Raw genomic sequence first — 13,773 nt, 5'->3', positions numbered from 1 at the left:
CGCGGGGAGCTCGTTCGGGGAGGGCTGTTCAGGGTCCCCGGAGGCTGGAACCCCCGGGCGGCCCTGAGCGGTCCCGGATCAGTTCCCGACCGCTCCCTGTCAGCTCCGGACCGGGGGCAGCTCGCCCTGGATCAGCGCCAGGATGACGTGGTTGTCCTGGTACTGCTCGTTCTGAGAGGTGGGGGTCTCCGTCGGGAACTCCTCGACACGGATGCCCTCGACCGCCGGGGAGAGGTACTTGTAGGTCCAGATCGGGATACGCGGCAGGAGCTCGTTGAAGACGATCGACAACGTCTTCAGGGCTTCGATCTGCTCCTCCTCGCTCTCGGCGCGCTGGGCGGTCTCGACCAGCTCGGCGATGTCGACGTCACCCTGGGAGGGGCTCTCGACCTGGAGGTCGAACCCCTGGCCCGGGGACTCCTCGGTGCCGGCGTTCTCCGTCAGGAAGTTCATCTGGAAGGCGCCCCAGTAGTCGGGGATCTCCGGGTTGCCCCAGTGGCGGACGGCCACCTCGAAGTCGCCCTCGCCCCAGATGCCCCACGGGTTGTCCTCGGGGACGTTGCGCGCCTCGGTCTTGATCCCGAAGTCGTTCCAGGCCTCCTCCACCTGGGTGGCGGTCAGCTCGAAGTCGCCCCAGCCCGCGACACCGATGACCTCGAAGCTGGCCTCGTCGCCGTTGGGGAGGTACCACTTGCCGTCCTCCTTGGTCCAGCCGGCCTCCTCCAGCAGCTCCGCGGCCTTCTCCTGGTCCTGGTCGAAGGTCTCGAAGTCCGCGAGCTCCTCGGCGCTGAAGATCTCCTCGGCCTGGATGTCGGCCAGGCCCGCGTAGTGCGTGACCCGGCTGTAGGCGTCGCCGCGGGCCACCTGGCCGATCTGGTCGCCGTCGAGGACGTAGGCGAGCGCCTTGCGCACGCGCACGTCCTGGACCTCCGGCTTGGCCTTGTGGTTGAACATGATGCCGGCGCCGTCGTAGCCCGCGTGCTCGATCCAGCGGAAGCCCTCCACGCTCTGGAAGGCCTGCTGGTCGGCGGCGGAGGGCGCCAGGGTGGAGTAGTCGACGTCGCCCGACTGCACCAGCAGGGCCGACTGGCGGTTGTCGCCCTTGTGGATGACGACCTCGTCGAACGCGACCTCGGTGCCCTGGTAGCCGTCCTCGTTGCGCACCAGCGTGATGCGCGCGTCCGACATCTGCGCCTCGTCGAACTTGTACGGGCCGCTGCAGACGATCTCGTCCGGGTTGTACTCGATGAACTCGGCGTTCCACTCGACGTGCTCGTCGTCGCCCTGGCGGACGCCGTCGTTGACCATCTCGACCGCGCGCTCACCGAAGTTCTCGTAGGTGACCTTGGAGACGATGCGGTGCTTGATGATGCTGCGCTCGATGTTCGGGAAGGGGTTCTCGAAACCGAGGCGGACGGTCAGGTCGTCCAGCTTCTCCAGGTCCTGGACCTGGGGGAAGCCGATGCCCCACGGCGGGGCCTCCAGGACGCGCATGGCGTAGCTGCGGAGCATGTCGTCGGCGTTCAGGTCGGTGCCGTCGCTCCACTTCAGATCCGGCTTCAGGGACACCACGAGGTCGTTGCCGTCCCACTCGTGGCCCTCGAGCAGGAGGTAGTCCCACTCGTGCGTGGACCAGTTGAAGACACCGCCCGTGCACAGGAACAGGTCCTTGTAGACGGAGTTGAGCAGCAGCGCGCCGTCCTCGACGTGCACGTTGCGGGTCTGGGAGTCCAGGTCGAAGTCGAAGACCCCGGTGAACTGGGTGGTGTCGGAACTGCCGCCGCCGTCAGCGGCGCAGGCGGACAGGGCGCCGGCGCCCGCCACACCGACGGTGCTGAAGCCGACGGCCTTGAGGAGACGCCTCCTGCTCATGTCGTTCAGGATGGCGTTGTGCGAGGGGGTGGGGGTCATTCTTGACGCTTCCTTTCCAAGAGGACGGCGAGCAGACCGAGGGCGAGGACGGCCAGGCCGATACCGGCGGTGACGACGCTGATCACGAACTCGGCTGTGCCGGGGGAGGTGAAGACGGCGGTGAGGGTGCAGGCGAGGGTGAGGAAGGCTCCGACGAAGAGGCCGAAGCGCCCGATGAGGAGCAGCAACTCACCTCACCCCCGGGTCACGACGTGGCAGGCCAGCAGCCGGTCGTGGCTGCGGACCAGCGGCGGTCGTACGGTGTCGCAGCTGCCCTGGGCGTAGATCGGGCAGCGCGGGTGGAAGTCGCAGCCCGGCGGCAGGTCCGTGAGGTCGGGGATGTCCGCGCTGCGCAGCCGGACCCGCTCCTTGCTCTTCGCCAGGTCCGGGTCCGGTTCGCAGACCGCGGAGACGAGCGCCTTGGTGTAGGGGTGCTGGGGGTCGTTCACCACTCGCGGGGTGGGTCCGTGCTCCACGACCTTGCCGAGGTACATGACCGCGATCTCGCCCCGCCAGGCGAAGTACTTGGCCACGGCGAGGTCGTGCGTGATGAACAGGAAGCTCACCCCGAGTTCGTCGCGGAGCCTGCCCAGGGTGTTCAGGAGGCTCACCCGGATGGACACGTCCAGCATCGACGTGGACTCGTCGGCGATGATCACCTCGGGGTTCATCGCCAGGGCGCGGGCCACGGCGACGCGCTGGCGCTGGCCGCCGGACATCTGGTGGGGGTACTTGTCCAGGTAGTCCTCGGCCGGGGTGAGGTCGACGCGCTCCAGGAGTTCGGTGGTGACGCGGCGGGCCTCGTGGCGGTCCTTGACCATCCGGTGGCGGCGCAGCCCGGCGGAGACCGTGGAGTAGACGGTGCGCACGGGGTTCAGGGAGGCGTAGGGGTCCTGGTGGATGTACTGGACCGAGCGCCGGAAGGCGGCCCGCTCCTTCTTGTCCATCGAGGCCACGTCCTTGCCGCGGAACAGGACCGACCCCGCGGTCGGGCTGGACAGTGCGGCGGCCATGCGGGCGGTGGTGGTCTTGCCGCAGCCGGACTCCCCCACCAGGCAGAGCACCTGGCCCGGCCGGACGTCCAGGTCGACCCCGGCCACGGCGGGGACGTCGCCGCGGGGTGTCCTGAAGACCTGCTGGGCGCCCTTGAGGGTCAGCACGGGGGGTCGGGCGCGGCGCTCGTCGGAGTTGAGGGCCTCGGCCGCGGCGGCGGCGTCGATGACCGTCCCGGCGGCCGGATCGGTAAGGGGGGATCCGGCCGAACCGGCGGAACGCGGGTCGGTGTCGTCGGGTCGCGGTTCGGCGTGGGCGGGGTTGGCGGTCCGGTCAATCACGGGAGGCCCCCTCGGCGTGGAGTTCGGCGTCGGTGCAGCGGAAGCAGGCCGCCGTGTGGCTCAGGCCCGCGTCACGGCGCCGGAGGACCTGGAGCACGGGGCGCTCGGAGGCGCAGACCTCTTGGGCGTGGGCGCAGCGGGGCTCGAAGGAGCAGCCCGGGGGCAGCGCGTTGAGGCTGGGCGGCCCGCCCGGCAGGGACTCGGGCACGTGGAGGTCGCCCACCACCGGCGGCACGGAGTTGATCAGTGCCGAGGTGTAGGGGTGCCGGGAGCGGTAGAAGATGTCCCGGGTCGTGCCGGTCTCAATGAGCCGGCCCGCGTACATGGTGCCGACGCGGTCGGCGAGTTCGGCGGCCAGGCCGAGGTCGTGGGTGATGAAGACCATGGAGAAGCGCAGTTCCTCGCGCAGCTCCGCGAGGCGCTCCACGATGGACCGCTGGGTGAGGATGTCCAGGGCCGTGGTGGGCTCGTCGAGGATGAGCAGCTGCGGTTCGAGGGCCAGGGCCAGGGCGATGAGGCTGCGCTGGCGCATGCCCCCGGAGAGCTCGTGGGGGAAGCTCTTGAGCACCCGGGCCGGGTCGAGCCGGACCGTCTCCAGCAGTTGGGCGGAGCGTTCGAGGATCTCCTTGCGGGGGCGGCGCCGCCCGGCGCGTTCGTGGGCGCGGAAGGTGTCGAGGAAGTGCTCCTCGATCCTCAGCACCGGGTTGAACGCGTTCATGGCGCCCTGGAAGACCATGGCCGCCTCGTTCCAGCGGAAGCGGCGCAGCTTCTCCCGCTCCAGGGTGCGCACGTCCACGCGGGTGCCGTCCTTGCGGCGGAAGAGGATCTGGCCCCGGGGGACGACACCGGTGCGCGGGAGCAGTCGCAGCAGGCCGAGGCCGAGGGTGGTCTTGCCGCAGCCCGACTCTCCGACCAGGGCCATGGACTGGCCGGGGTGGAGGTCGAAGGAGATGTCGCGGACCGCGGTGACGTGGGTCCTTCGACCGGTGCGGTAGCCGACGTCGACGCCGCGGACGGACAGCAGTGCGCCGTTGTCCGTGTCCGGGGCGGCGGGGAGGTCGTTCACTGGGCTCACCTGTCCCGGAGTCGTGGGTTGAGGGCCTGCTCCAGGGAGCGGGTCATGGTGACCAGCCCGATCTGGAAGAGCATGATCATCACCATCGGCGCGACGAGGAAGGGCGCCGCCTGCGGCAGGAGGAAGGCGTTGTTGTCCCAGGCCTGCTGGATCATCAGCCCCCAGTTGTCGGCGGTGCTGGGCAGCAGGCCCAGCAGGTACATGCCGACGACCGCGTAGATGGCGTTGGTGATGGCGATGATGAAGTTGATGAAGATGTAGCCCGCCATGTTGGGCAGCACCTCGACGCAGAGGATGCGGGCGGTGCCCAGGTCCTGGAGGCGGGCGGCCTCGATGAACTCGCGTTCCTTCAGGGTGAGGACCTGTGCGCGGATCGACCGCATCAGGTAGGGCCAGGTGACCAGCCCGATGATGAAGGAGACCACCATCGGGGAGGAGGTCCGGTAGAAGGAGGCGATGACCAGCATCAGGACGATGAAGGGGATGGTCATCGTGATGTCGGTCAGCTGGAGCAGGAAGTGGTCGACCCGGCCCCGGACGTAGCCGGCGACCGCGCCGAGGGTGACGGCGATGGCGACGGTGATGAGGGCGGCCATGAGGCCGACCATGATGGGTTCGCGTCCGCCCAGGACGAGCTGGGTGAGGGTGTCCTTGCCCTCGTGGTTGGTGCCGAGCCAGTGCTCGGCGCTCATCGGGCCCCAGATCCTGCTGACGTCCGTGGGGTTGTGGGTGTCGATGAGGAGCGGGCCCACGAAGGAGAACAGCAGGACGCTGAGGACCAGGCAGAGTCCGATGAACCCGCTCGTGCTGCGGGTGATGCCCTGCCAGATGCTGCCCCAGACGCCTGCGGCGGGCGCGGGGCCGGTTGCGGTGGTGACTGCCATGCGTGCGTCCCCCTACTTCCGGATACGAGGGTCGAGCCTGCTGTAGAGCAGGTCCGCGACGAGGTTGGCGATCACCACGCACGAGGTGATGATGATGAGCAGCCCCTGGAGGAGCGGGTAGTCGCGGTAGTTGACCGCGTCGAGCAGGAGCCCGCCGACGCCCTTGTAGACCAGGACCTGTTCGACGAAGATCGCGCCGCCGACGAGGGTTCCGAAGGAGATCGCGATCTGGGCGACCAGCGGCAGGACGGCGTTGCGGCCGACGTAGGCGGTGGCGATGCGGCCGTCCCTCAGCCCCCGGGCCCGGGCGACGGTCACGTAGTCCTCGCCGAGCACCTCGGTGGTGGAGGCCTTCATGACGAGCATCCAGGTGCCGATGATGGCGAGCACGTAGGTGAAGACCGGCAGGGCCGCGTGGTAGAACGCGTCGCCGATGAAGGTGAGCGAGAACCCGGGTCGGACACCGGGGCTGAGGGTGCCGCGGAGTTCGATCGGGTTGAACCAGCCCAGGTACATGCCGCCGCCGACGACGAGCACCATCGCGATGAGGTAGTTCGGGATGGCGCCGAGCACCGAGGCGAGGACGCTGAGCACGTGGTCGAGCACCTGGTTGCGGCGGTAGGCCATGATCATGCCGAACGCGAGGCCGACGGCGATCGCGATGAGGGTGCCCACGCCGATGCTGAACAGGGTCCAGGGGAGGTAGGCGCCGATGGCGTCGGTGACGCTGAATCCGGGGCGGTTGATGGTGTCGCCGAGGTCGAGGGTGAAGAGCCCGACGATGAACTCCCACCACTGCCGCAGGAGGGGCGCGTCCGGGTCGTAGGCCAGCGAGTGGATCGCGATGGCCCGCGCCTCGTCCATCGACATGCCGCCCTGGGTGAGGCGGCCCGCCATGACGTCGATGGGGTCGCCCGGCATCGCACGGCCGAGGAAGAAGGTCACGTTGGCCACCACGAAGACCACGACGAAGGCCTTGCGGACCTTCACGAAGACGTAGTTGCGCCAGAGCCGTTTCAGGAGGGGGCTGGTCCTACGGGGGGCAGCGGCCCTGGTGTCACCTGTGTCCGGTGGGGGTGGGGAAGCCGCGATTTCGGTGGCCACGGGGCTCCTTCGAGCAAGGGGGCACGTCGGTGGTGGGGGAACCACGTTTTTTATTAGGAAACTTTCCTAATAGAACATCACGGTAACGCCACCCCTGTGGCCCACGCCACCCTCGTGACCAAACGGCGTCTTTTGCGCGACCCGATCGGCATCACAAAAAGAACAGAAGATGACAAAACTGCTCATATAGAGCACTGACACATGGCCGGATGCGGCCACATACCGCCACCCGCGACTTCTCCTGGTGCCACTGCCCGCGAAGAGTGCCGTGCCGACGCGGACATGACGACGGCCCGCGCCATCGGATGGCGCGGGCCGTTCACGTTCCAGGGTGCGGCACCGCCGGAGAACCGGGGCGGAGCCGCCGGATCGGGGCCGTCCGCGGGGGCCGGCTACAGGCTGGAGCCCTCGAGGCTGCCGGTGGTCTGCTCGCCGTCCTGGCCGACGAGGCACAGGTAGTCGCGGTCGCCCTGCTCCCAGCCGTCCTCCATCGGGAAGAGCGTCTGAGGGATCAGGGACGACTCCTCGACGGGGGTCCCGACGAAGGTCTCGAAGACCTCGTAACAGCCCTCGTCGACCAACTCGATGACCGCTTCACGACCCGGGTAGTCGAGGTCGCTGTCCAGGGCACCCCCGTGGTAGACCTCCAGGTCGTGGGGCTCCGAGCAGTCGACGATCGGCACGGTGCTGACGGAGTCGTCGACACCGACCTCCATCTCGTTCAGGCAGTCGCCCACGACCAGAACGGCGACGTCCTGGTCCTCCGGCCCGAAGGGCTCCTCGGTCTCCGCCTCGACCGGTTCGGGCTCCTCCGTCTCCACCGGCTCCTCGGGCTCCGTGGGCTCCGGCTCCGTCACCGCAACGGGCTCCTCACCGCCGCCACTGAACGCCGGCGGGAGGAGGGGCAGGCCGCAGGCCGAGAGGGACAGGGCGGCACCGGCGGCCACGGTCGCCAGGGCGATACGGCCGGGCAGGGGGTGGCGCGCTTCGGACAACATGACGGCTCCACTGGATCGTTGGTCTCTCACCGATGCGGAAGGGCGAATCGGCGGTACCTATCCAGATGCGCCCGGAGAGGAGAAGGTTGCGCCCGTTCGCGAACGGGCCCCGGAAGGCGGTGGTTCCCGACCGGCCGGTCCCGGTACGGGGTCAGCGGTTGGCGCCCTGGAGGCTCTCGCTGATGGGGCCCTCGTCGGAGATGACGTAGCAGAGGATCTCACGGTCGTCGAAGCTGTCCCAGGTCTGGGCCGTCGGCTGGAGGCCGCCGACGTGGATCGCCGAGTCCATGTAGTTCACGCCGACGAACTCCTCGAAGGCGCTTCCGGTGCAGATCTCCTCCATGGAGTCCCCCACGGAGGCGTCGCCGGGGAACTCGCCGTCGGGGAGGTCCTCGACGTGGAAGACCTCGGCGTCGTGCGGCTCGGCGCAGTCGATCAGCGGGATGTTGCTGACCTCCTCGCCGCCGAGGGCGGTCTGCATCGCGGCCTCGTCGAAGCAGTCGCCTACGGCGATGTTCATGACGTTGCCGGTACCGAGGAGGGAGTTGACGAGCCCGCAGGCGGAGAGGCTGACGACCGCACCGGCGGCGAGGACCGCGAGGGAGGTGTTGCGAACGATGGGGGAGAGCGAAGACATGAAGGTACTCCGGGTTTTCTTACTTACGGGGATCCCGCCGGGAAGAGGGGTGGCGAGAAGAAAAGAATTCACCAGTCGGTGACCCTTGTCAATCGCGTTTTGGGAACTCACGAATACGTTGTGAACACATACCCAAAGTGACGGAGTGATGACAGGACAACGGCACTGGCCTGCGAAGGTCCGCTGCTGAGAGCCCTGATCCGGGAGCGGGCACCAGCCGGGAGGAGGCCGCGGAGTTCGAAGAAGGAAGGGCCGGGGGCATCGGCCGAGAGGGAGGACGGAAACTGCGGGGACGGGGAAGCGTGGATTGATTCCCGTGGATTTCTCCGCGTGGAAGGAAATCGGACCACCGGCGATCATCCCCCGGCCCTACGACATACGGGGCGGACGGCACGGGGACGCCGAGGGGCTCTGGACGCGGATCCGGCCGGGGAGGCCCCGGCAGGGCGTGCGGAGTCGGAACGAGAACGGCCCCGGCCGGAGGATGTGGTTTCCTCCGGCCGGGGCCGTTCCTGCACTGCTGTGCGCCATCAGGGACTCGAACCCCGGACCCGCTGATTAAGAGTCAGCTGCTCTAACCAACTGAGCTAATGGCGCCGGTCTCCGCCGGGAACCTCGCGGCTCTCTGCGGCAACGGAGTTAACTCTACCGGAACTTCTGGGCACCCGGAGCCAGATCGGCCCCGATGTGTGCCAGACCACGGAGAAGGCCCTGGTCGGGCCGCGGACACCGCCGAAGGGCCGCGCGTACGGGCAGGGCCCGATCGCGCGGCGGGCGCCCACGAAGAGCCCCGCGCACACGGGAACGGCCCCGGTCGGAGGATGTGGTGTCCTCCGGCCGGGGCCGTTCCTGTACCGCTGTGCGTCATCAGGGACTCGAACCCCGGACCCGCTGATTAAGAGTCAGCTGCTCTAACCAACTGAGCTAATGACGCCGGTCTCCGCCGGGAACCTCGCGGCTCTCTGCGGCAACGGAGTTAACTCTAGCAGGACCGCGGGGTGGCCGCGAACCGGTTTCGGGGCCGGCCGGGGGTCGGCCCCGTCACATCGCGTCCCTCACCCGGAGCAGGCCTCGTCGGCCCGGCGGGCGCGGTCCGTGTGATCCCTGGACCTAGGAGAAGGCCATGACCAGGGCGACGATGATGCCGATGGTCAGGACGACACCAACGCCCGCCAGTACCAGCGGAAGGATCGGGCGGCGCGGAGCCTCCTCGGGCTCGGGGTTGTCGTCGACGAAGCGGCGGAAGTGCTGGGTGGTTCCCGCCGGGTCCAGGTTGGGATCGTTGTTCTGCGTCATGGGTTTGACACTAGCGACTCATCTGACCGCTGAGCACCCCCCGCGACACATCCGGTCGATTTCACTACCCTCCGTTGGGGTGACCGGAACCCGAATTTTCACCAAGCCCTGGTTGCGTCTGCTGCCGCCTTTGCGACCCTTGCGACAGTTGTGGCTGTTCATGCCGTTCGCGAGGGGTTCCTGCGGGTGAAAGCCGACCGTAAGACCGACCGCGAAGACTCAGCCCCGGGGCTCGGAGCCCGGTCGGTACTTCCCCGCGGCCGTGCCCGTCCCCAGGGGCCCGGCACGCAGCACGGCGGCCATCCGGGCCGTGGGCGAGACGCTGTGCGCCGGGTCCACCCCCTCCACCAGCCGGACCAGCTCCGCGGCCGAGCGCTCCGGATGGGCGTCCAACCAGGCGACGGCCATCCGCAGCGACAGGGGCAGGCGGCCGGCCAGTTCGGAGATCCGCCGCAACACGTGCGGCGGGCAGCGGTCCGGCCCGAGCAGGGAGCGCAGCAGGGCGACCGCGTGCTCCTCCGGCAGGGCGGCCACCGGCAGGGCTCTCAGCCCGTCCCTGACCAGGAGGTCGGTCAGCCAGTTGCGGCTCGCCACCACCGCCGAGCTCCCGGGGGTGCCCGGCAGCAGCGGCCGCACCTGGTGGGCGGTGGTGGCGTTGTCGAGCACGATCAGCACCCGCCGACCCGCCATCAGGGAACGGGCCCGGGCGGCCGCCTCGTCGGGTTCGAACGCACCGCCGTCCAGGTTCACGGTCACCGCCCCGGCTGTCAGGGAACGGACCAGGCGGCGCAGGACGTCGGCGGGCTCGCGCGGGCTGCCGTCGGCGCCGCGCAGGTTGACGTAGAGCTGGCCGTCGGGAAAGTGCGTGGCCACGGAGTGCGCCCAGCGCACGGCCAGGGCGCTGCTGCCCGCCCCGGCCGGCCCCCGGACCAGGACACTGCTGGGCGCGGGCGAACAGGGGTCGACGAGGCGGTCGAGTTCGGCCAGGGCCTCGGCGCGGCCGACCAGGGTGCGAGGCGCGGAGGGGAGCTCGGCGGGAACGAGCTCCGCGGCGGAGCCGCTCCTGCGCCGGGCGGCGCAGGGCCGGGTGTCGTGGTGGGCGCGCTGGCGCGGGACGAGGGTTCCCGTCCCGGAGTCACCCGCCGAGGAAGCCCGGAGGCCGAGCCTGGAGTCGAGGTCGCCGCGCAGGATGCCGTGGAAGGTCTCCTGGAGTTCGCGTCCGGGGTCGGCTCCCAGCCGTTCGGCCAGGACGGAACGGGCCCTGGCGTAGACGCGCAGGGCCTCGCTCTGGCGGCCGGAGCGGTAGAGGGCGATCATCTGGACCCGGATGAGGGGTTCCCGTTCGGGGTGGTCGGCCGCGATGGGGCCGACCCGGGCGGCGACGTGTTCGTGCTCGCCCCGGGCCAGGGCCGCGTCGAACCCCTGCTCGGCCACACGGAGGAGCTCCTCGTTCAGCCGGGGCACGTCCTTCGTGTGCAGCAGCGGCGCGGTGACGTCGTTGAGGACCGGCCCCCGCCACAGGCGCAGGGCACGGAAGAGGAGGTCGGCGCGGGCGTCGGACTCCCCGTTGCCGGCGGCGCGGTCCGCCTGACGGGCCAGGGAACGGAAGAGCAGCAGGTCGGAGCGGTGCTCGTCGAGGTCGATCCGGTAGCCGCCCTCGGCGCCCCGGATGAGGGGGTCGCCCAGGTGCTGTTCGAGGAGGGCCCGGGCCCGGGCGACGTGGACCTGGAGGGCGCCTCTGGACGCCTGGCCCGCAGTGGCCCAGACACGTTCGATGAGGTCGTCGGTGGGGACGACCCTGCCCGCGTTGAGCAGAAGCGTGGCCAGGAGGGCACGGCGGCGCTCCCCGCGCAGGCTCAGCGGGACACCGTCGACCTGGACGCCGAAGCGACCGAGGAGACTGACATAGAGGCCCCGGGCGGCGGGTTCCAGGGGGCCCGTCTCCAGAGGCTGGGCCTGCGGGCGCACGGGTTCTGCGGTCGCCTCGCCCCGTGTCCCCGGCGGGTCGAGCAGCGACACGGATCCATCCCCCCTGTGAGGCGGACACGGGTGTGTTGGGTGGAGACGTGCCGCCCCGCCACCCAGGGTGCCGCCTGAGCTGGGATCACGCAATCAGAACAGGGACACTTGCCGCACGGGCCGTCCCTTGAAATCCTTGAATCTCCCGGTTTTTCCCTTCAGTGCGTTGACTCTGCACCACGACCGAAAGAAACTTTCCTCCATGGCGCAAATTCCGAAGCCGTCTGGTGACCGTGTGAACCGGGATGACGTCCCTTCGTCATCGGTCCCCACGACCGTCCTCCGGATCAGGTCGTTGCTTCCCTCGCTCGCTCCCGCGGAGCAGCGTGTGGCCCAACGGGTCGTCGACGACCCCGAACGCGCCGCCGCCTCCTCCATCACGCAGCTCGCCAAGGACTGTGCGACCTCCGAGGCCACCGTCATCCGGTTCTGCCGCACCATCGACTTCAGCGGCTACCGCGAGCTGCGGCTGGCCCTGGCCACCGAGGCCGGGCAGGCCCGCGGCGCGCGTACCAACACCCCCGAGCTGGCCAGCGACATCAATCCCGACGACACCCTCGTCACCGTCGTCCAGAAGATCGCCTACACGGACGCGCGCGCCGTGGAGGAGACCGGCGCCGCCATGGACGTGAACGTCCTGCGCGCGGTCATCGACGCCATGTCGAACGCGCGGCGGATCGACGTGTACGGGGTGGGCGCGAGCGCGTTCGTCGGCGCCGACCTCCAGCAGAAACTGCACCGGATCGGCCTGACGTCGTTCGCGTGGTCGGACGCGCACGTGATGCTCACGAGCGCGGCCCTGCTGGAGGAGGGCGACGTCGCCATCGGCATCTCGCACAGCGGCACCACCATAGACACCGTGCAGGCACTGACCGAGGCGGGGCGCAGGGGCGCGCGGACGGTGGCGATCACCAACTTCCCCCGTTCCCCGATCGGCTTCGCCGACCACGTGCTCACCACGGCGGCACGGGAGACCCTGTTCCGTTCAGGGGCCACGGCCTCCCGGCTGGCCCAGCTGACGGTGGTGGACTGCCTCTTCGTGGGTCTCGCCCAGATCCGCTACACGGACAGCAAGACCGCCCTGGAGACCACCTACGAGGCGGTTCGGGGACTGCGGCTCAGCGACGACCGCAGGCGTCGGCGGAACGAGACCTCCGCCGCCAGGAACAGTCCCGGGGGAACTCCCGGGAGCACACCCGAGGACGCTCCCGGGGAGACGGCCGGGGCCGCACCCGACGACAGCACCGGGAGCTCCACCGACAGCACCACCGGAAACCACGACTAGACAGCTGAGACGACTGACCCGCTACCCGCGTCGGTTCGGCGGTCCGGAGTCCGGGCACGGCCCGGCGCGACCGGACGGAAGGACAGGCACGGGTGCGGACCGAACAGGGGAGCGCAGTGCGCGGCGGCAGGGAACACAACCCGCAGGACCAGGGGCCGGACGGAGAGGACCCGGGCAGCAGTGAGGCCGTGATCGTGCGGGCTCCCACCGAGGCCCGCAACACGGGCACCTACGACATCGACCTGCTTCCGGCGCTGGACGTCCTGCGGCAGATCAACGCCGAGGACACCACCGTCGCGGCGGCCGTGGGCGCGGTGCTGCCGGAGTTGGCGCGCGCCGTGGAACTGGGGGTGGCGGCGCTGGAGCGGGGGGCGCCCATCCACTACTTCGGTGCGGGGACCTCGGGGCGGATCGCGGCGCAGGACGCCGCCGAGCTGCCCCCGACCTACGGCGTCCCCGCCGAGTGGGTGGTGGCCCACCACGCGGGCGGCGGCGAGGCCCTGGCACGGGCCGTGGAGGGGATCGAGGACGACTGGGAGTCCGGTCGGATCGACGCGGCCGGGGTGGTGCCGGGTTCCCTGGTGGTCGGCCTGGCCGCCAGCGGCCGGACCCCGTACGTGGGCGGTGCCCTGGAGGCGGCCCGTGAGCGGTCGGCCGCCACCGTGCTGATCAGCGCGAACCCGGACGCCCCGCTGGCCGCCGGCGCCGACGTGCACGTGGGGGTCTCCACGGGCGCCGAGGTGATCGCCGGTTCGACCCGGATGAAGGCGGGCACGGCGCAGAAGCTGCTGCTGAACGCCTTCTCGACCGCGGTGATGGTGCGGATGGGAAGGACCTACTCGAACCTGATGGTGGGCGTGGACGCCACCAACGGCAAGCTCCGCGGGCGGGTGGTCACCATCCTGGTGGAGGCCACCGGGCTGGACGAGGAGGCGTGCGCCGAGGCGTTGACGGCGGCCGGGGGCGACACGCGGGCGGCACTGGTGTCGTTGCTGGCCGAGGTGGACGCGGAGACGGCCGCGCGGTCCCTGGAGAAGAACCGGGGCCGGGTACGGGCGGCTCTGGCCGATCTGGGCCTGCCGGGGCAGGAGGCCGCGGGGATCTAGAGGTCAGGGGTTCGGAGGACCGGGGGTTCACGGGCCCGGGTGCTCGGCCTTCCGGGTTTCCGGGCGGCACGGGGCGGGCGGAGTGCGCGGCTCCCCCGTGTGTCGACAGAACCACGCATACGCC

Annotated in this window: 12 protein-coding genes and 2 tRNA genes; 2 read left to right on the top strand and 12 right to left on the bottom strand. The window is 70.1% G+C overall.

The genetic code is table 11. From position 1 onward, the window contains the following. Positions 1–99: 99 nt before the first annotated feature. The 12 genes from D458_RS0123780 to D458_RS0123725 all read right to left on the bottom strand — a co-directional run bounded on the left by D458_RS0123780 (position 100) and on the right by D458_RS0123725 (position 11,258). Positions 100–1,911, bottom strand: a complete 1,812-nt coding sequence (locus D458_RS0123780; protein WP_017589234.1) for an ABC transporter substrate-binding protein — start codon at positions 1,909–1,911, stop codon at positions 100–102. Continuing rightward, entirely contained in the window at positions 1,908–2,099 is a 192-nt protein-coding gene (locus D458_RS0123775; protein ID WP_017589233.1) for a hypothetical protein, read from the bottom strand. Before D458_RS0123775 ends, D458_RS0123780 begins: the two co-directional genes overlap by 4 nt. 6 nt (positions 2,100–2,105) lie before the next feature. Then, positions 2,106–3,245, bottom strand: coding sequence for an ABC transporter ATP-binding protein (locus D458_RS0123770; RefSeq protein ID WP_017589232.1), 1,140 nt, complete (start codon positions 3,243–3,245; stop codon positions 2,106–2,108). Beyond that, positions 3,238–4,311, bottom strand: a complete 1,074-nt coding sequence (locus D458_RS0123765; RefSeq protein WP_017589231.1) for an ABC transporter ATP-binding protein — start codon at positions 4,309–4,311, stop codon at positions 3,238–3,240. The genes D458_RS0123770 and D458_RS0123765 overlap by 8 nt, the downstream gene beginning before the upstream one ends. A 5-nt stretch (positions 4,312–4,316) precedes the next feature. Further along, positions 4,317–5,204, bottom strand: coding sequence for an ABC transporter permease (locus D458_RS0123760; RefSeq protein WP_017589230.1), 888 nt, complete (start codon positions 5,202–5,204; stop codon positions 4,317–4,319). 12 nt (positions 5,205–5,216) lie between these two features. Then, positions 5,217–6,308: an ABC transporter permease gene (locus D458_RS0123755; protein WP_026119633.1), complete on the bottom strand. Its 1,092-nt coding sequence runs from the start codon at positions 6,306–6,308 to the stop codon at positions 5,217–5,219. 392 nt (positions 6,309–6,700) lie between these two features. Next, positions 6,701–7,306: a septum formation family protein gene (locus D458_RS0123750; protein ID WP_017589228.1), complete on the bottom strand. Its 606-nt coding sequence runs from the start codon at positions 7,304–7,306 to the stop codon at positions 6,701–6,703. Between the two features lie 151 nt (positions 7,307–7,457). Then, complete coding sequence (locus tag D458_RS0123745; RefSeq protein WP_017589227.1) at positions 7,458–7,943, bottom strand: septum formation family protein; 486 nt, start codon at positions 7,941–7,943, stop codon at positions 7,458–7,460. Between the two features lie 523 nt (positions 7,944–8,466). Then, a tRNA-Lys gene (locus D458_RS0123740) sits at positions 8,467–8,540 on the bottom strand. A gap of 263 nt (positions 8,541–8,803) precedes the next feature. Beyond that, positions 8,804–8,877, bottom strand: a tRNA-Lys gene (locus D458_RS0123735). Between the two features lie 176 nt (positions 8,878–9,053). Next, positions 9,054–9,239 (bottom strand): hypothetical protein, encoded by a 186-nt coding sequence (locus D458_RS0123730; RefSeq protein WP_017589226.1) that lies wholly within the window; start codon positions 9,237–9,239, stop codon positions 9,054–9,056. 219 nt (positions 9,240–9,458) lie between these two features. Beyond that, positions 9,459–11,258 carry an AfsR/SARP family transcriptional regulator gene (locus tag D458_RS0123725; protein ID WP_017589225.1) on the bottom strand — a complete coding sequence of 600 codons (1,800 nt, stop codon included), beginning with the start codon at positions 11,256–11,258 and terminating at the stop codon, positions 9,459–9,461. 202 nt (positions 11,259–11,460) lie between these two features. On the opposite strand from D458_RS0123725, the gene D458_RS34080 reads away from it, so the two are divergent. Next, entirely contained in the window at positions 11,461–12,543 is a 1,083-nt protein-coding gene (locus tag D458_RS34080) for a MurR/RpiR family transcriptional regulator (RefSeq protein WP_239648050.1), read from the top strand. A gap of 92 nt (positions 12,544–12,635) precedes the next feature. Next, the gene (locus D458_RS0123715) at positions 12,636–13,649 is read left to right on the top strand and encodes an N-acetylmuramic acid 6-phosphate etherase (RefSeq protein ID WP_017589223.1); all 1,014 of its coding nucleotides are present in this window, start codon (positions 12,636–12,638) and stop codon (positions 13,647–13,649) included. Positions 13,650–13,773 lie beyond the last annotated feature (124 nt).

Source organism: Nocardiopsis ganjiahuensis DSM 45031 (assembly GCF_000341085.1).
Lineage (GTDB): Bacteria > Actinomycetota > Actinomycetes > Streptosporangiales > Streptosporangiaceae > Nocardiopsis > Nocardiopsis ganjiahuensis.
This window is presented reverse-complemented; position numbering and strand designations above follow the sequence as displayed.